The organism is Oleiphilus sp. HI0080 (assembly GCF_001635135.1).
In genome coordinates this window covers 1-16,991 of sequence record NZ_LWFU01000369.1, presented here as the reverse complement: position 1 = coordinate 16,991, position 16,991 = coordinate 1, and the positions used below count along the sequence as shown (strand labels likewise).

Below are 16,991 nucleotides of genomic sequence, written 5' to 3'. Positions count from 1 at the left end.
CCCTAAAGCCGCACTTTTAAACCCTCGCCCAAACCACTACCCTGCAGGCACATCTACAGCTGCGATACATATTCACAGCGCTAGCCGAGAAATGGACCTTGGAGAGAGCTCGGAATTCGCGCCTGTATTTAAGTTGTTTGACCCTGAAGAATATTTAAGAGAAATATCCGTTCAGTATCTAACCTCGTCTGAGGAGCGCACCCTTGCCTCCGCTGCGCCGCGCTTGCTGAGAGACATACTAGAGTTCAGAAAATCAAACATCGCGCTATCCTCTGCCATCTGCCAGTTCGACAAAAAAATAAAACAAGATACGTGCAGTTTGGTGACCCTAAATTATGCCTCTAGAGCGATGGCCGACCAAGGCTTCGTACCCATACTTGATTGTTTTAACCACAATGATGTTGGAGGGTCTGGTATTGCGAGCACCGCTGACAAGCTTTTTCTTGAAGCGAGAAAGGACTACTTAGCAGGCGAACAACTCTATGTAACATATGGTGTATTAGATCTTTTTAAACACGCAATAAACTACAATTATTTCGATCCAAAAGGAGCGCATTTCATCCCGCTAGAACGCTTTATCCTACCAATCAGTAAAGAGCGAGCAACACACCTCGTCGCAAACAAGACAAAGAACTGCCGAGTATTTGCCACACCACGCCCCGAATTCAGTCAGATAGCACAGCCAAACGCATACTTCTCGACAGACGGCGCTTCCAAAAGCATGATCAAGATACTGACACTCTTATGTGGCGATAAAACGAACGCGAAGAGGCTGGCAAACGACTTACTCACTCAGATTGATAATCAAAATGAGATTCACAAGCACTCTAAGAAGGAATTCAAAGGAAGACTAATGCGGTTCTACAATGCGCTACACAAAGAGAAACAAATCATCGCAGGCAGCCGAGCCTGGCTGGAGAAACATTTTTAAAATGGCGGTGAGAGAGGGATTCGAACCCTCGGTACGTTGCCGTACACACACTTTCCAGGCGTGCTCCTTCGACCGCTCGGACACCTCACCGTTTTTCAGCGCATATGTCTAAACATATTGAGTGGCTTCGTTATCAAAACATCGCTCTTGGCAACGCAAAGCAAGACAAACGACCCACTCAAACACCTCTCTTTACTCGACACGTTAAGAACGAAGTAAAGGTGTACCCAGTGCTGAAGAGCGGCGTAATTTATATGAGGAGAAAGTGAAAAGCAAGCCAAGTATTTACTTAGCTTGGTAGACAATACCGCCCTTGTACTGCTGCATCGTAAACTTCTCCCCAGCAGGACCAATGGACTCGGAGGCTCCGAGCATCAAGTACCCACCCGGACGCAACTGCGAATGAATCTTTTCTAAAATCTTCTGTTTATTCTCCGCAGAGAAATATATGAGGACATTACGACAAAATGCCATGTCTAGCTTGCCACCAAGTGCGATATAACTTTCTTGCAGATTAAGAGCTTTGAATTGAACCAAACGCTTAATCGCAGGTTTTACGGCCCAAGTGTTAGAAGAGGTTTCATCGAAAAATTGCTTTAAACGCTCAGCCGACATACCTCGATTCAACGCAAGCTTGTCGTAGACTCCAGCTCGAGCAACATCAAGAATAGCCGAAGAGATATCGGTCGCAACAATATCTAAGCCACGAGATCCAAGCAAAGGCTTGCTTTTGCCAAACTCCGTTGCACATATCGCTATCGAATACGGCTCTTGTCCACTAGAGCAAGCGGCAGACCAAATACGAGGTTTTCTTGAGGGCGCGTCCTTGTAAAGCTGCTCAAGGAGCTCTTCCTTAAAAAACCGAAAAGGGTGATCATCGCGAAACCAGAGAGTTTCGTTCGTCGTCATCGCGTCGACCACAGCTTGGCGCAACTTGGTGTTACCAAACTTCAACTTTTCTAAAAGAGACTCAAGATTCTCTAATTCATTGCTTTCCAAAATCGGACGAAGTCGACTCGAAACGAGGTACTCTTTATTTGCTCCAAGAACGATACCGCAAGCAGAATCCAAAAACTCGCAAAATGCAGAATACGATTGACTTGTTATCACTGAGGCTGAATCCCTTTCTTTGTGGGTTTATGACGCCGAATTCTCGACATTCTGCTCAATCGCGCTCATGACTCGCTCGGCTAGTTCGTCAGGGCTAAACTTCGCCATAAAATCGTCGGCTCCAACTTTCTTCACCATAGCCTGATTAAACACGCCGCTCAGCGAAGTATGCAACATTATGTATAAATCAGAAAGTAAGGCTTCGCTCTTGCATTTCGCCGTGAGTGTATAACCATCCATTTCTGGCATCTCGACATCAGAAATCATCATACTGTAATGAGCCGCAGCAGTGCTTCCGTCAGAAGTAATCTCTCTAAGGTGATCGTAGGCCTGGCGCCCATCATTCTTTAGAACCACCTCTGCGCCGATGGCCTGCAGACAGTTCTTAACTTGCTTCCTAGCAACGACAGAATCATCGACCACCAAAATTTTATGCTGTTTAAATTCCTGAACATCATGATCAGCTAACGTCTCTTCCTTGACACTTTCATCCATTGGAGACACTTCGGCCAAGATTTTTTCAACATCCAAAATCTCTACGAGCTTATTGTCGATCTCTGTAACGGCAGTAAGATAATTCTCGCGACCAGAACCTTTTGGAGGCGGATGAATCTCTTCCCAGTTAAGGTTCACGATACGTTCAACTCCAGAAACAAGAAAGCCCTGAGTTTTACGATTGTATTCCGTAATAATAATAAAGTGATCATCAAGATCCTTATCCGACACCGGACGTTGTCCAGTCGCCATTCCCATATCTAAAACGGGGATCGTACCGCCACGAATATGGGCCACACCCTTTACAACGGGATTACTCTTAGGAAGGGTTGCAAGCTTGGGGCATTGCAATACCTCTTTCACCTTGAACACATTAATCCCAAAAACCTGACTGCCCGCTAGCCGAAACAGCAGTAACTCCAATCGGTTTTGGCCTACGAGCTGAGTGCGTTGATTAACACTATCGAGAACACCTGCCACGTTTTGTCACTCCCAATTGCATCGTGTTTGGCGACAAATAGCCGCTTAATTGTTAGCAATAATAGACCAACATTTTAAAAGCGGCGCACCAATTGCATTATTTCTAACAATTCTTAAAGAGATTTTGTATCGAGATATGCAGACCAAAATTATGACACTGCTTTTTGATCTACTAAGACTATCCCTCTTACTGGCATCAGGAAGCATGTTTACACAAGCTTTTGCCGACACACTCAAGACTGATCAGCTGCGGCAAATGACAGAAGAGTTCGTAAGGAGCGAGCTTTTGCCGCTGGCGGAAAAACAGCACCGTTATGACTTCTTGATCGGCAATATCCCGCCAAAACTAAAATTCAGTGACTGCGACTCAGAAATCGTTTTCTCAATACGCCGCAGAATATACCAATCACCTAACAACACCATTGAATTAAAATGCAGCTCCCCTTCTTGGCAGCTTTTCGTACCCCTGACGATAGACATTTATGGTGATGTTGTCGTAGCAGCCACCAGCATCCCAAAAAACACGCTTATTCAGCCGCGTCATCTTGAATTGAAAGAGCAACAACTTAACGTCACGCGATACGCGCACTACGATGAGATAGATTTAGTTACTGGGATGCTATCAAAAAGAACGATAAAACAAGGCTCGGCGATCACGCCTTCACGACTACAGGCGCCTAATTTGATATCGCGGGGAGACCAAGTAATCATCTCTGCAAAAAGCAATATCATAGCAATACAAATGAAAGGAGAGGCTCTAAATTCAGGGGCTCTTGGAGAACAAATCAGCGTGAAAAACCTCTCATCAGACCGCATCATTCGAGCGCAAGTGGTCGAAAGAGGAAGAGTCGCGGTGCTGATGTAAAAAAATACTTACTTTTTTACAGAATAAGTTAAAGTTTTTTGGTCAGCGTCCGTTAATATGAGTGAACAGCTAAATAGAGTTATTGTGATGAGTATTGATATCAACGGTGTAAACCTCAACAATCAGGACCCGCTTCGTGGAAAACGTAGCGAACAGCGATCAGGCACAGCACTGGAAGCGACGCAGCCTGCTGCCTCTGAACCGCAAAACAAGACTGATTCTACAAAGGTCAGCTTAAGTAATGCGGCTCAAGCAATTCAGCAAGCAGAAGCAGACCTAAAAGGCGGTTCTGAAGTTAACGAACAGCGGGTTGCAGAGCTCCGAGCTGCAATTGCTGATGGAAGCTATAAGTCCAACCCTCAAAACATGGCGCAGAAAATGCTTGACCTTGAATAGAGAAAATCTATTCGAGGTAAGCGTATGTCAAACTCAAACATCCCCAACAGAATCCCCGCTCTTTGCGCTCAGTTAAAACTGTTACTTGAGAAAGATCTAACAGACATCTCGAATCTTCGCGCGACACTCAAAGAAGAAGCAACCGCCCTCAAAGAGCGGAATACCGACCACATCAATCATCTTGCTAAGAACAAAGGCACGTTAGTCAAGCAAATTGAAGATAGAGCCCGCGCAAAAGTAAAACTGATTACCGCTTCTGGCGCAAAAATCGAAGCTGGCAAAGTCAAAATTGGAATCGACGCGCTTGGTGACCCAGATTTAAGCAGGCTTTGGAACGATTCGCTTATTCAACTTGATGAGTGTAAGCAACTCAATCAAGTAAACGGCTTGGTAATTGAACGCTCACGCGCACGAAATCAGAAAATCATGGACATCGTGCGAGGGCAACATTCAAAACCGAAGCTCTATGGTAACACCGGCACAGAACAAGCCTACTCCTCCGCCACGAGCATAGCCAAGGCTTAAATCTGCTCGTTTTTTGAGCGAAACATGGCCGAGGCGTGACCTCTAACGCACTACGGCTATTTTCATTCGCGACACGCTAGACTGACCACCACAGAGGCTTTAGGATTTACCTAATAATATAAACAATCTGGCCTGATACTATGCGCGCTTTGCGACAACCGCTGACATTTGTACTTTTATCGTTCCTTACTCTCAACGTTATCGCCGCTCCTACTCATGGGATCGCCATGCACGGTGATCTCAAGTATGGCCCCGACTTCACGCATTTCGATTATGTTAATCCTGAGGCCCCAAAGGGCGGCACGCTGCGCGTGAGCGTTCGCTCAAACAGCTTCGACAGCTTTAACCCCTTTATAGTAAAGGGTGTCAGTGGCGCTGGCGTCTCAAGACTATATGAGAGCCTTACTGTCCATTCCGAAGATGAGGCGTTTTCCGAGTACGGTTTAATTGCTGAAAAAATACTCTTGCCAGAAGACCGGTCATGGGTAAGTTTTGAATTAAATCCAAAAGCGCGATTTAGTGATGGCAAGCAAATTACGGCGGAAGATGTCAAATACAGCTTCGAAATGCTCACCACGCACGAGCGGGCACAGCCCTTCTATGCCGCGTATTATGGCGATGTTAATGAAGTCGTTATAGACAACCCTTTAAAAGTAACATTCAAGTTCAAAGACAATAAAAACAAAGAGCTACCACTTATCCTTGGTCAAATGCCCATTCTGGCCAAACATTATTGGGAAACAAAAGGCTTCGGCTCGGCTAGTCTTGATATTCCAGTCGGTAATGGCGCCTATGTCGTTTCGAAAGTTGACCCAGGAAGGTCCATTACCTACAAACGAAACCCCGACTATTGGGCGCAGGATCTACCAGTCGCGAAAGGCAAGCATAATTTTGATCAGATCATCTACGAATACTACAGCGACAATACTGTCGCGTTAGAAGCCTTCAAAGCCGGTGAGTATGATTTTCGTACTGAAAGCACTGCGCGAAACTGGGCTACACAATATGAAGGAAAGCTATTCGAAACAGGTGAACTCATAAAAGAAGAGGTCAAACACGAACGACCTTCCGGCATGCAAGCGTTTGTGCTCAATTCCAGGCGCCCCACATTGTCAAATAGCCAAGTGCGCCATGCCCTATCCTTCGCTTTTGACTTCGAATGGACAAACCAAAACCTGTTCCACTCTCAGTATCAACGGACCTCCAGTTACTTCGAAAATTCTGAATTGGCGTCCTCTGGCCTACCGGAAGGTGAAGAACTAGAGATCCTAAGCCGCTATAAAGAGCAACTACCAACCGAAGTATTTGAAAAAGAATTTACCGTTCCAACTACCGCAAAACCGAGCTCGTTGAGAAAAAACCTCCGCGCAGCCATGAAACTATTAGACGAAGCTGGTTTTCCAGTAAAAGATGGCAAAAGGCTAGATAAAAACGGAAAACCGCTGGAACTCGAGTTCTTGATGTTTCAAAAAGACTTTGAGCGTGTTATCCAGCCGTTTATCAAGAACCTTCAGAGGCTTGGTATAACGTCGCGTATATCTGTTGTTGATACAACGCAGTATATCAATCGACTCAGAGAGTTTGACTTCGATGTGATCGTTAGCAGTATTCCCCAATCCAATTCGCCCGGTAATGAGCAGCGCGAATTTTGGCACTCAAGCAAAGTTGATCAGCCTGGTTCGCGTAACTATGCGGGAATAAACAGCCCGGTCATCGATGAACTCATTGAACTTGTGATCAGTGCTCCGACCCGTGCGTCCCTCATTCAGAGAACTCGCGCCCTAGATAGAGTTTTATTATGGGGGCATTATGTTATACCAAACTGGTTCAACCCTGTTGATAGAGTGGCCTATCGGAATACACTTGCCCACCCTGAGGTATCGCCAAAATCAGGTGTATATATTGATGCTTGGTGGTCTAAGAACGCGCAATGACCGCTTATATTGCAAAACGACTGCTATTAATGATTCCGACATTATTTGGAATCATGCTCCTCAACTTTGTCATCGTTCAAGCCGCTCCTGGAGGACCTGTCGAGCGTATGCTTGCGCAAACTCAGGGAATGGAATCTGATGTCCAAGCAAGACTGGGCGGAGGAAGTGACCAAGTCAGCTCAACAAGTAGTGACTCATCCAGCTCTAAATATAAAGGCGCACAAGGATTAGATCCTGAGCTCGTTGCTCGAATTGAGAAGCTGTATGGCTTTGATAAACCAGCACATGAACGATTTTGGATTATGATCAAAAGTTACATCACCTTTGATTTTGGTGATAGCTTTTTTAGGGACAAAAGTGTCATCGACCTTATTGTCGAGAAGATGCCCGTCTCCATTTCGCTAGGTTTATGGTCAACGCTCATTATCTATTTGCTCTCCATACCGATGGGTATCAAAAAAGCCGTCAATGATGGCTCTCGCTTCGATGTTTGGACCAGTAGCGTCATTATTGTTGGTTATGCGATTCCAGGCTTTCTTTTTGGAGTATTGCTGATTGTTCTGTTTGCCGGTGGCAGCTATTGGGACTTCTTTCCACTTCGCGGGCTAACATCAAGTAACTTCGAAGAGATGAGCGCATTCGAACAATTCATCGATTATCTTTGGCATTTAGTATTGCCTGTCTCAGCTATCGTTGTCGGAGGCTTTGCAACCCTTACAATGCTGACCAAAAACTCATTTCTGGATGAGATCAACAAACAATATGTCGCGACCGCGCGCGCTAAGGGCCTTAGTGAGAAAAATGTGCTCTACGGCCATGTCTTTCGTAACGCTATGTTGATCGTCATTGCTGGCATGCCCAGCGCGCTCATTGGTATTTTCTTCACCGGCTCAATGCTGATCGAAGTTATATTCTCGCTAGATGGACTTGGCTTACTTGGTTTTGAGGCAGCGCTTAACCGAGACTACCCTGTGATGTTCGGCACCTTATTTATCTTCACCATTGTCGGCCTTCTGCTAAAGCTAATAAGCGATCTAACCTATGTTTTCATTGATCCAAGAATCGATTTTGAGAGCAGAGAGTCATGATGCGTGCGTTTGATAGCAATAGATGGTCGCCTCTCAATCAGCGGAGACTTGCGAATTTCAAAGCAAATCGTCGCGGATACTACTCCCTTTGGATATTTCTTACGCTCTTCATTGCCTCGCTTTTTGCGGAACTGATCGCAAATGACAAACCGCTGATCGTCTATTTTGACGGAGGCATTTACACACCAATCGCAAATCTATACTCGGAGACGGAATTTGGTGGGGAGTTTGAAACTGAAGCAGATTATCGCGACGAATATGTTATAGAGCTCATTGAGGAGAAAGGCTGGATACTCTGGCCCCCGATTCGTTTTAGCTACGACACACACAACTACCAACTTGAAACGCCTGCACCTTCGGCTCCAACAACGATTAATATTTTAGGCACTGATGACCAAGCTAGAGATGTGATGGCGAGAGTGATTTACGGCTTTAGAATTTCCGTGTTATTTGGATTAGCGCTCACCATATTTTCTTCAATCGTCGGCGTGGCCGTCGGAGCATTGCAAGGCTACTATGGTGGTAAGATCGATCTTATTGGGCAGCGCTTCATAGAGATTTGGTCAGGACTTCCTGTGTTGTTTTTGCTGATTATCTTATCTAGCGTAATTGAACCAACATTCTGGTGGCTGCTAGGCATCATGTTATTGTTCAGCTGGATGGGCCTCGTTGATGTCGTTAGAGCTGAATTCTTACGTGCGCGAAACCTTGAATACGTAAGAGCGGCACGAGCCCTGGGATTGAACAACGCAGGAATTATGTTCCGCCATATACTACCAAATGCAATGGTAGCAACCCTGACGTTCATGCCATTTATCTTGACCGGGTCAATTACCACCCTCACCTCCTTGGATTTTCTCGGCTTCGGCTTGCCTCCCGGCTCCCCGTCGCTGGGTGAGCTTATATCTCAGGGCAAAACCAATTTGCACGCGCCTTGGTTAGGTATGACCGCCTTTATCGTTCTTGCAGTCATGCTTTCGCTTCTAGTTTTTATCGGAGAGGCGTTTCGCGATGCGTTTGATCCAAGAAAAATTTAACGGATAGCTTTTATGCACCAACAGCAGCCCATACTTGAAGTTAAAAACCTAAGCGTGGCTTTCGCGCATAACGGCGAAAGCCAAACGGTGGTGCATGGAGTAAGTTACACCCTAAATCGTGGAGAAACCCTTGCCTTAGTCGGCGAGAGCGGTTCCGGAAAGTCAGTCAGTTCTAACGCGATAATCCAGCTTCTACCGCGCCAAAGTGCGAGTTACCCCTCAGGGGAAATCCTGTTCAAAGGACAAGACCTGCTTCAAGCGAGCGAACAAGAGTTACGAGCAGTCCGTGGTAATGAAATCGGCATGATTTTTCAAGAGCCCATGACCTCTTTGAACCCGCTGCACACCGTGGAGCGACAGATTTCGGAAGTACTCAAACTTCACCAAGGACTGAGCAACACAAGATGCCGAGAGCGCTGTGTGGAGCTTCTAGAGCTCGTGGGCATCCCTGATTCTGAGCGCCGACTTAGCGCGTACCCCCATGAACTATCTGGCGGACAGAAACAACGGGTCATGATCGCGATGGCGCTTGCAAATGAACCTGAAATACTAATTGCCGATGAGCCGACCACAGCGCTCGATGTTACTGTCCAAAAGCAGGTTCTTGAACTTATTGCGGACCTCCAAACCAAAATGGGAATGTCTATTATCCTAATATCTCACGACCTAAACGTCGTTCGTCAGTATGCAGATACGGTAGCAGTGATGAAAAACGGCACTATCGTTGAGCAAGGCACGGCAAAGGATGTATTTAAGAACCCGACCCACCCCTACACGAGTGCACTGATCGAAGCCGAACCCCATGGCATGCCACAACCTGTCTCCAAGAACGCAGAGCTAATTCTTAACTCAGAAAACCTTCTGATCGAGTTTCCAATAAAGAAGAACTTCTTCGGAAAGGTGACTAACAGCTTTACCGCTGTCGACAACGTTAGCTTTTCCGTTCGCGCGGGCGAAACCCTAGGCATTGTCGGCGAAAGTGGGAGTGGCAAGACGACCGCAGGAATGGCAATTCTTAAGCTGCTTAGTAGCAAAGGTGTCATCGCATTTGACGGTAAACGTATCGACCAGATGAACCAAAAACAATTCAGACCAATACGTCGAGAAATACAAATTGTTTTCCAAGATCCATTCGGCAGCTTAAGTCCACGCATGTCTATCGGGCAGATCATATCTGAAGGCCTTGAAATTCATAAGATTGGTGACGCTGTCGAACGAGAGCAGATGATTATTGATGCACTGCGTGAGGTTGAGCTAGATCCGGATTATCGTCACCGTTATCCGCATGAGTTTTCGGGAGGTCAGAGGCAGCGTATCGCCATTGCCCGAGCACTCATACTCAAACCACAACTTATTATCCTAGATGAACCGACGTCGGCCTTGGACAGAAGCATCCAAGTACAGGTAATCGACCTTCTTCGCCGAATACAACAAAAGCACAATATAGCGTTTATCTTCATCAGCCATGACCTTGCTGTCGTGAGAGCACTTAGCCATCGAGTACTCGTACTCAAGCATGGCAAGATTGTTGAAGAAAATGAATGCGAAGCCTTGTTTTCATCCCCAAAACACCCCTACACGAAGGAATTACTTGAAGCCGCGTTCTTTTATGGACAGAATTCCGTAATCGCGCAACACACTGAGGTTTAAGTATGGGTTTTTTAGCAGGAAAAAAAGTTTTAATTGTTGGTATCGCTAGCAAGCTCTCTATCGCCACAGGTATTGCCGATGCAATGCACCGCGAGGGTGCTGAGATCGCTCTCACATACCAAAATGACAAGCTCAAGAAGCGCGTCGAGGACTTCGGTGAGAAGTGGTCAAGCCCGCTAATACTTCCTCTAGACGTTGCCGACGACAAACAAATAGAAGCCGTTTTCGATAACATTAAGCAGCAATGGGGGCATATTGACATCGTTGTTCATTCGGTTGGCTTCGCTCCTGGTCACGAACTTGAAGGCGATTACGTCGATGCGACAACGCGTGAGGGTTTCGGCATCGCTCACGACATTAGTGTTTATAGCTTTGTTGCTCTTGCAAAATTTGCACGTCCACTTATGCAAGAACATGGCGGAGCTCTCCTCACCCTCACCTATCTTGGAGCTGAACGGGTCGTTCCTAATTACAATGTCATGGGGCTCGCCAAGGCCAGCTTAGAAGCAAATGTACGCTACATGGCAAGCAGCCTTGGACAAGAAGGTATCCGCGTTAACGCTGTTTCTGCGGGTCCAATTCGCACCTTAGCGGCTTCTGGCGTTAAAAACTTTCGAAAGATGCTAAACGAAACCGCGAAACAAGCGCCCCTGAAGCGCAATGTCACAATTGAGGAAGTGGGTAATGCTGCCGCGTTTTTGTGTAGTGACTTAGCCAGCGGTATCAGCGGTGAAATCTTGTATGTCGATGGCGGATTTAACACGACAGCAATGCGGCCTTTAGACGATTCGGACGCATAAAGCGCTGCGAAGCTGCACTAGTTCACTGAAAGCTATCTTCAATCAGGTATTCTTCTTCGCTTAGTCTGGAACGGTCGAGTTATTTCTGTGTTACGTCACATATTCATATTGTTCGCGATTTTCGCTTTGGGCAGCATCTCCGGCTGCACGAATATTGGTGGTGCATCGAAGTCTGCTACATCGCTGACAAATTTTCTCGGCTTCTCAGAGCTACCGAAGTGGTATATCACGTCTAGGTACTCCTACCCCGATTCGCAGTTTCGAACTAACGACTTCGGCTTACCAGTGCATTTTCGTGACGTCGGCGAGGGAGAGACAATTGTTCTGTTACACGGGGAGCTATCTTCTCTCCACACCTGGGAGCGATGGGTAGAGATTCTACGGCAAGAGTTTAGAGTCGTCGCCATTGATCTTCCTGGAGCGGGCATTACCGGTGCGCCCAAGTGCATCTCTAACCCAAAGAAACACTGCCCCGAGAACCTTAGCCAAGACTATATCTCACATACACTCACATACTTGATTGAAGACTTAAACCTGCGAAATTTTCATTTGGTAGGCGCATCCTACGGCGGCTATCTCGCTTCGCGCTATGCAATCAATAACCCTGATCGGATTAAGTCTTTAACGCTAATTTCGCCCTTGGGAATGCAACAAGAGCCGCCTTTCATCGTTGATTACTTAGTGGACAGTAGCACTGTGTCCAAGTTTTTCCAGCCAGCAACCATTGCAACAACCATTGCAGATGACTTTTACGGTACTCCTGAACGAATTACCCCGGCATCACTGCAACGCTATCTGCACTTACTCCAAGCACCCAGCGCAAAGAAAACAAACGTCCTTCAAGCTGAAATGGTCCACGAATTGATGCTTAATGGAACCACCGCATCTTTTGCAGATATTCAGGCGCCTTCGCTAATTATGTGGGGGAATCGTGACAAGTGGGGGCGCTTTGATCATGCTCAGCGTTGGGTCGACGCAATACCTAACTCGATGCTGGTCGAATATAAAGGGGTTGGCCATCTGAGTATGGAAGAGCACCCAGAAGACTCCGCTTACGATTTGATTGCTTTCATCAATGATGAGCCTCTTCCTACAATCGAAGGCTTAGGGCGAGACGCCTTTACCATTCAAGACGCTGTTGACTCTCTCGGTGACAAAGAGGCACTCTTTGGGCCCAATTTAGAGACGATGGAAGATATTGATAGCGAATAGTAGCTAGTTCAAGAAGTTTGAAAGCAAGCTTTTCCAGTCATCAATCCCGGTTTGCTCAGAATCTAGAAATTCAAAACCTACCAAATAGCCGTCGCGACAAGACTGAGTCCAACGAACCTCACCAGCAAGCCGGAAATTCTCTGTAAACTCGTCCAGATCGACAACCAAAGTATGTATTGCACCATTCTGCATGTCCTCATCGGCTAGAAGCTGCGCTCCCGTTGCGGACAAATCCAATACCTCGCAACGAATGATTTCTGGTAAAGCACTAGTGTCTGGCTCTGCTGAGGTCACTTCTACAAATATCTCACCGCTGCGATAGATTCTTGCTTCGCCGCGTCTTTCGTCATCACTAAAATATTGGGTCATGGTTTTCTTATAGGTGCCTTAGCTCAATACATTACTAATTGAGTATAGCCATAAGCGCGTTTTTGGCGCGATAAAACCCTATTTTTATGAATCATTCACGTAACACAACCCTAGACGTTGCAAAGCCGGCTTTATTGCTGCAACATCGTTGGCTAACTTAGATTTGTAACTTAAAACAATAACCTGTCGGTAGTAGACGATATTTAGTAGGTTAAAACCATGAGCACCGAATTAGACAACATCAACGTTGCTAGCCAAGAACTTCTTATCACTCCAGCACAACTTAAAAGCGATATTCCGCTTTCTGATAAAGCCAAAGAGACTATCCAACAAGGCCGCGATACTGTAAATCGCATTTTGGACCGAGAAGACAAACGTATTTTTCTCGTTGTGGGCCCATGCTCTATTCATGATGTAGACGCTGCAAAAGAATATGCACTGAAGCTAAAAGAGCTGTCAGACAAGGTAAAGGACACCCTTTACCTGGTTATGCGTGTCTATTTCGAAAAGCCGCGCACGACGGTTGGCTGGAAGGGTTTGATCAATGACCCACACTTGAACGACTCTTTTGAGCTCGAAGACGGTTTGCATATTGGCCGAAAGCTGTTGTTAGATATTGCTGAAATCGGGCTGCCAACTGCGACAGAGGCACTTGACCCGATCTCGCCACAGTACTTACAAGATACCATCTCTTGGTCGGCAATCGGCGCTAGAACCACAGAGTCGCAAACGCACAGAGAGATGAGCTCTGGACTTTCCGTAGCAATCGGTTTTAAGAACGGCACCGATGGTGGCCTAGGTGTCGCAATCAACGCACTGGGTTCGGTTGCCCACCCGCATAGCTTTCTAGGCATTAATCGCGAGGGGCAAGTTTCTGTGGTCCGAACGAAAGGCAACCCCTATGCTCACGTTGTACTTCGTGGGGGTGGTGGCAAGCCAAATTATGATTCGGTAAACGTAGCCCTTTGTGAGCAGGCCCTTGAAAAGGCCAATCTTGCGAAAAACATCATGATTGACTGTAGCCACGCGAATTCAAATAAAGATCCTGCGCTGCAACCTCTTGTTATGCAAGACGCCACAAATCAGATTATTGACGGCAACAAGTCGATTATTGGCTTGATGATTGAGAGTAATTTGAATTGGGGTAGCCAGTCTATTCCTGAAAACCTCCAAGACCTTCAGTATGGCGTTTCTGTCACCGACGCATGCATTGACTGGGAAACAACAGAAAAAGCCATTCTAGATATGCATACAAAACTCAAGGATGTGTTGCCAAACCGATAGAGAAGTAATTCTTATCGTAAAAGCCGCTCGCTTAGATTGCGTATTGACAGTCTTACGAGCGGCTTTCTTGCTTTAGCATGTGTTAAACAGCAGCTCTTTCGGTAACGTCTACCTCAGCTCGCTTGATACTGAGGTCTTCGATGTAACAGCGATCTTCAGCTTGCAATCCGGCACAGGCCACTTTTAGTGCTAACAAAGGCCCTTTAGTTTCGATTTCAACAAAGGATGAAAGCATCGAACTCGACTTGTCTTCGACCAATTGTTCTTCAACGAGCGCCACATGCTCTCCTGCCGCATCGGTATAGGACAGGCATAGTGTCACGAGGCGATTCTCATCGGACAAACCAAACCGTAACCACGCTGCCATATTGAAAGTGTATCGCTGCTTTCGTTTGCTGTGAATCGGTTCAACCTTCGACTTTGATTTAAGCCCTATTTTGACCTTACCTAACAAGCCACGCGTTGATTTTTTCGTTTCATCACCTGCTGATAGCTCAGGGTTATCTACACCAACTTGGCTTAGTGGAACAGCTTGTAGCTCTAGTAATCGAATCGCTGATCGGGGAAGAACACTCATACCTTACCTCTATGATACTTAGCTACTTCAGTCACCTGAGCAGCGCAATGAACTTGACGAGTAAGATTATGACGCAGATTGTCAGATCCTGCCGGAACGGCTTGCTACACCGTGTGATATCGCGCGCCCAAAGATACACTTCACACACAAAACTTCGTTTTACGTTACAAGCTTTGGATTATTTTGACCAAGAAAGTGCATGATGTAGCCGAACGACATCACCAATAATAATTATTGTTGGCGCAGCCAATTTCGCCTCGGCAACGTCCTCAGCGGCCTTAGCAAGGGTAGATACCATCACTCTCTGCTCAGGAAGCGTGCCTTTGGAAATGACCGCCAACGGCATAGAACCACTCATGCCATGTTTGACAAGGTTTTCACAAATAACAGGAAGACTAACCAAGCCCATATAAAAAACCAAAGTTTGGTGTTCAGCAATCAAGCTATACCAATTAAGGTCGCTTGAATCATTCTTCAGATGTCCAGTAACAAACCTCACGGATTGGGCATAGTCACGATGCGTGAGCGGAATTCCTGAATAACTCGCACAGCCTGCTGCTGCGGTAATGCCGGGAACAACCTGAAAAGCGATGCCTTGACTGGCAAGTGTTTCGATCTCTTCCCCACCCCGGCCGAAAATAAACGGATCTCCGCCCTTTAAACGAAGAACACGCTTACCCTGCTTTGCCAGACTCGCCAGCAATTCATTGATACCTTCTTGAGGAACCGTATGGTTTGCACGACGCTTACCAACATCAATCATGTCGGCATCTTGTCTAACTAGCTTCAAAATCTGTGGCGAAACCAAGCGATCATAAAGCACCACGTCTGCCTGGCGCATCAAGCGTAAAGCTTTGAAGGTCAGCAAGTCAGGGTCGCCAGGGCCAGCTCCAACTAGATACACCTCGCCCACCGCGCTTACGTCGGTACATTCGCTCAGCTTTAAACTTTCATCTAGCAGTGCTCGCGCTTCATGATCTTTTCCGCTAAACACTAAATTCCCAACACGGCCCTCAAAGTGTCTTTCCCAAAACGCTCGCCGATGATTGATTTGAGGTAATTTCTCACGAACACGATCACGAAACTCAACAGCGAGATTACTCAAAGCCTCAAGGCGAGCCGGCAGCACAGATTCGACACGACTACGAATAAGACGTGTGAGTGTTGGATGCTGCCCACTGCTAGAAATTGCAACAGTGATCGGTCCTCGATCAATGAGAGCAGGAAAAAGAAAATCGCTATTTTCTGGGTCTTCCGCAACATGAACAGGAATACCCTGCTGGCGTGCAAGAGCCGCAAAAACGTGATCATCGTGATTGCCGCGCGCTGCCACACAAATAAAACAGCCCTCAAAAGCGCTAGCGGTTAAAACACCTACGGACTCCACTTCAATGAAGCGAACATTGTCGATCTCAGGCCGTGTATCTTGCGGTAAGTGGATAACAGTAATCGGAAAGGAAAAGCGTTTTAAAAAACGTATCTTGCGGATAGCTTTGTCACCGCAACCGAACACAATAATGGCTCGGTTATGCGGCTTAAAAAATAAGGGTAGCCAATTCATACGACAGTGCGTTAACGAATAACGTCGAGATTACCCATATATGGCTTCAGCACATCAGGAACCTTGATAGAACCGTCAGCCTGCTGATAATTTTCCATCACAGCAATGAGAGTTCGACCAACGGCAAGCCCCGAGCCATTAAGAGTATGAACCAAAGCAGGCTTGCCTGTTTCAGCGTCACGATAGCGCGCCTGCATTCGGCGAGCTTGGAAATCACGGGTGTTACTACACGAAGATATTTCACGGTAAGCCTGCTGGCCAGGTAACCAAACCTCGAGATCATATGTCTTAACCGCAGAGAAGCCTAAATCTCCACCGCATAACTTAACGAGTCGATATGGCAAACCTAACGCTTGAAGTATTCCTTCTGCATGTCCGGTCAGGGCCTCAAGGGCTTCATCAGAGTCAGATGGCTTCACGACCTGAACCAACTCAACCTTATCAAACTGGTGCTGACGAATCATGCCTCTTACATCTCGTCCATACGAGCCAGCTTCGCTACGGAAACAAGGGGTATGACAAACAAATTTAAGAGGCAGTGACGCTTCGTCGACAATTTCATTACGAATCATATTCGTGGCAGGGACCTCAGCCGTTGGAATCAAGTAAAATTCTCGGTCCGCGTGCAGTTTAAAAAGGTCTTCTGAAAACTTGGGAAGCTGACCCGTACCAAACAA

The 16,991-nt window shown here is 46.5% G+C and carries 17 protein-coding genes and 1 tRNA gene; 11 read left to right on the top strand and 7 right to left on the bottom strand.

Features of this window, described 5'->3' with window-relative positions:
* Positions 1–931 (top strand): hypothetical protein (locus tag A3751_RS22655; protein WP_197466198.1); only part of this gene is annotated, 931 nt, incomplete at its 5' end.
* Between the two features lie 2 nt (positions 932–933).
* Here A3751_RS22655 and A3751_RS05730 read toward each other — a convergent pair.
* The 3 genes from A3751_RS05730 to A3751_RS05720 form a co-directional block, all read right to left on the bottom strand.
* Positions 934–1,021: transfer RNA gene (locus tag A3751_RS05730), tRNA-Ser, on the bottom strand.
* Positions 1,022–1,216: 195 nt separating this feature from the next.
* Positions 1,217–2,041 (bottom strand): protein-glutamate O-methyltransferase CheR, encoded by an 825-nt coding sequence (locus tag A3751_RS05725; protein ID WP_156492276.1) that lies wholly within the window; start codon positions 2,039–2,041, stop codon positions 1,217–1,219.
* Between the two features lie 27 nt (positions 2,042–2,068).
* Positions 2,069–3,016: a chemotaxis protein CheV gene (locus tag A3751_RS05720; RefSeq protein WP_068453268.1), complete on the bottom strand. Its 948-nt coding sequence runs from the start codon at positions 3,014–3,016 to the stop codon at positions 2,069–2,071.
* Between the two features lie 136 nt (positions 3,017–3,152).
* On the opposite strand from A3751_RS05720, the gene flgA reads away from it, so the two are divergent.
* The 9 genes from flgA to A3751_RS05675 all read left to right on the top strand — a co-directional run bounded on the left by flgA (position 3,153) and on the right by A3751_RS05675 (position 12,523).
* Positions 3,153–3,881 carry a flagellar basal body P-ring formation chaperone FlgA gene (flgA, locus tag A3751_RS05715; protein ID WP_156492275.1) on the top strand — a complete coding sequence of 243 codons (729 nt, stop codon included), beginning with the start codon at positions 3,153–3,155 and terminating at the stop codon, positions 3,879–3,881.
* Positions 3,882–3,938: 57 nt separating this feature from the next.
* Positions 3,939–4,277: a flagellar biosynthesis anti-sigma factor FlgM gene (gene flgM, locus A3751_RS05710; RefSeq protein ID WP_082863076.1), complete on the top strand. Its 339-nt coding sequence runs from the start codon at positions 3,939–3,941 to the stop codon at positions 4,275–4,277.
* A gap of 24 nt (positions 4,278–4,301) precedes the next feature.
* Positions 4,302–4,802 (top strand): flagella synthesis protein FlgN, encoded by a 501-nt coding sequence (locus A3751_RS05705; RefSeq protein WP_068453264.1) that lies wholly within the window; start codon positions 4,302–4,304, stop codon positions 4,800–4,802.
* 227 nt (positions 4,803–5,029) lie between these two features.
* Positions 5,030–6,736 (top strand): extracellular solute-binding protein, encoded by a 1,707-nt coding sequence (locus A3751_RS05700; RefSeq protein ID WP_197466197.1) that lies wholly within the window; start codon positions 5,030–5,032, stop codon positions 6,734–6,736.
* A complete protein-coding gene (locus tag A3751_RS05695) occupies positions 6,733–7,824 on the top strand; it encodes a microcin C ABC transporter permease YejB (RefSeq protein ID WP_068453260.1) in 1,092 nt (363 codons plus the stop codon). The genes A3751_RS05700 and A3751_RS05695 overlap by 4 nt, the downstream gene beginning before the upstream one ends.
* Positions 7,824–8,861 (top strand): ABC transporter permease, encoded by a 1,038-nt coding sequence (locus tag A3751_RS05690; protein WP_068453272.1) that lies wholly within the window; start codon positions 7,824–7,826, stop codon positions 8,859–8,861. The genes A3751_RS05695 and A3751_RS05690 overlap by 1 nt, the downstream gene beginning before the upstream one ends.
* A gap of 12 nt (positions 8,862–8,873) precedes the next feature.
* Entirely contained in the window at positions 8,874–10,511 is a 1,638-nt protein-coding gene (locus tag A3751_RS05685) for an ABC transporter ATP-binding protein (protein ID WP_068453258.1), read from the top strand.
* A 2-nt stretch (positions 10,512–10,513) separates the two neighbouring features.
* A complete protein-coding gene (locus A3751_RS05680; protein ID WP_068453256.1) occupies positions 10,514–11,311 on the top strand; it encodes an enoyl-ACP reductase in 798 nt (265 codons plus the stop codon).
* 87 nt (positions 11,312–11,398) lie between these two features.
* The gene (locus A3751_RS05675) at positions 11,399–12,523 is read left to right on the top strand and encodes an alpha/beta fold hydrolase (RefSeq protein ID WP_197466196.1); all 1,125 of its coding nucleotides are present in this window, start codon (positions 11,399–11,401) and stop codon (positions 12,521–12,523) included.
* A gap of 3 nt (positions 12,524–12,526) precedes the next feature.
* On the opposite strand, the gene A3751_RS05670 is transcribed toward A3751_RS05675, so the two are convergent.
* Positions 12,527–12,892 carry a PilZ domain-containing protein gene (locus A3751_RS05670; RefSeq protein WP_068453252.1) on the bottom strand — a complete coding sequence of 122 codons (366 nt, stop codon included), beginning with the start codon at positions 12,890–12,892 and terminating at the stop codon, positions 12,527–12,529.
* Between the two features lie 219 nt (positions 12,893–13,111).
* Here A3751_RS05670 and A3751_RS05665 point away from each other — a divergent pair, with 219 nt between their 5' ends.
* Positions 13,112–14,176 carry a 3-deoxy-7-phosphoheptulonate synthase gene (locus tag A3751_RS05665; protein ID WP_068453250.1) on the top strand — a complete coding sequence of 355 codons (1,065 nt, stop codon included), beginning with the start codon at positions 13,112–13,114 and terminating at the stop codon, positions 14,174–14,176.
* An 82-nt stretch (positions 14,177–14,258) separates the two neighbouring features.
* Here the strand turns inward: A3751_RS05665 and A3751_RS05660 are convergent, their stop codons facing one another.
* From A3751_RS05660 to serS, 3 genes are all read right to left on the bottom strand, one after another.
* A complete protein-coding gene (locus A3751_RS05660) occupies positions 14,259–14,753 on the bottom strand; it encodes a hypothetical protein (RefSeq protein WP_068453248.1) in 495 nt (164 codons plus the stop codon).
* Positions 14,754–14,931: 178 nt separating this feature from the next.
* On the bottom strand, positions 14,932–16,314 hold the full coding sequence (gene cysG, locus A3751_RS05655; protein ID WP_068453245.1) for a siroheme synthase CysG: 1,383 nt from the start codon (positions 16,312–16,314) through the stop codon (positions 14,932–14,934).
* An 11-nt stretch (positions 16,315–16,325) separates the two neighbouring features.
* Positions 16,326–16,991, bottom strand: a 666-nt coding sequence (serS, locus tag A3751_RS05650; protein ID WP_068453243.1) for a serine--tRNA ligase, incomplete at its 5' end; no start/stop codon positions are given.

Excerpts from the sequence above, each read along its gene's own strand:
- flgA (WP_156492275.1), top strand. The coding sequence starts at position 3,153 with ATGCAGACCAAAATTATGACACTGCTTTTTGATCTACTAAGACTATCC.
- flgM (WP_082863076.1), top strand. The coding sequence starts at position 3,939 with ATGAGTGAACAGCTAAATAGAGTTATTGTGATGAGTATTGATATCAAC.
- A3751_RS05665 (WP_068453250.1), top strand. The coding sequence starts at position 13,112 with ATGAGCACCGAATTAGACAACATCAACGTTGCTAGCCAAGAACTTCTT.
- A3751_RS05680 (WP_068453256.1), top strand. The coding sequence starts at position 10,514 with ATGGGTTTTTTAGCAGGAAAAAAAGTTTTAATTGTTGGTATCGCTAGC.
- A3751_RS05705 (WP_068453264.1), top strand. The coding sequence starts at position 4,302 with ATGTCAAACTCAAACATCCCCAACAGAATCCCCGCTCTTTGCGCTCAG.
- cysG (WP_068453245.1), bottom strand. The coding sequence starts at position 16,314 with ATGAATTGGCTACCCTTATTTTTTAAGCCGCATAACCGAGCCATTATT.
- A3751_RS05700 (WP_197466197.1), top strand. The coding sequence starts at position 5,030 with ATGCACGGTGATCTCAAGTATGGCCCCGACTTCACGCATTTCGATTAT.
- A3751_RS05685 (WP_068453258.1), top strand. The coding sequence starts at position 8,874 with ATGCACCAACAGCAGCCCATACTTGAAGTTAAAAACCTAAGCGTGGCT.
- A3751_RS05670 (WP_068453252.1), bottom strand. The coding sequence starts at position 12,892 with ATGACCCAATATTTTAGTGATGACGAAAGACGCGGCGAAGCAAGAATC.
- A3751_RS05690 (WP_068453272.1), top strand. The coding sequence starts at position 7,824 with ATGCGTGCGTTTGATAGCAATAGATGGTCGCCTCTCAATCAGCGGAGA.
- A3751_RS05695 (WP_068453260.1), top strand. The coding sequence starts at position 6,733 with ATGACCGCTTATATTGCAAAACGACTGCTATTAATGATTCCGACATTA.
- A3751_RS05660 (WP_068453248.1), bottom strand. The coding sequence starts at position 14,753 with ATGAGTGTTCTTCCCCGATCAGCGATTCGATTACTAGAGCTACAAGCT.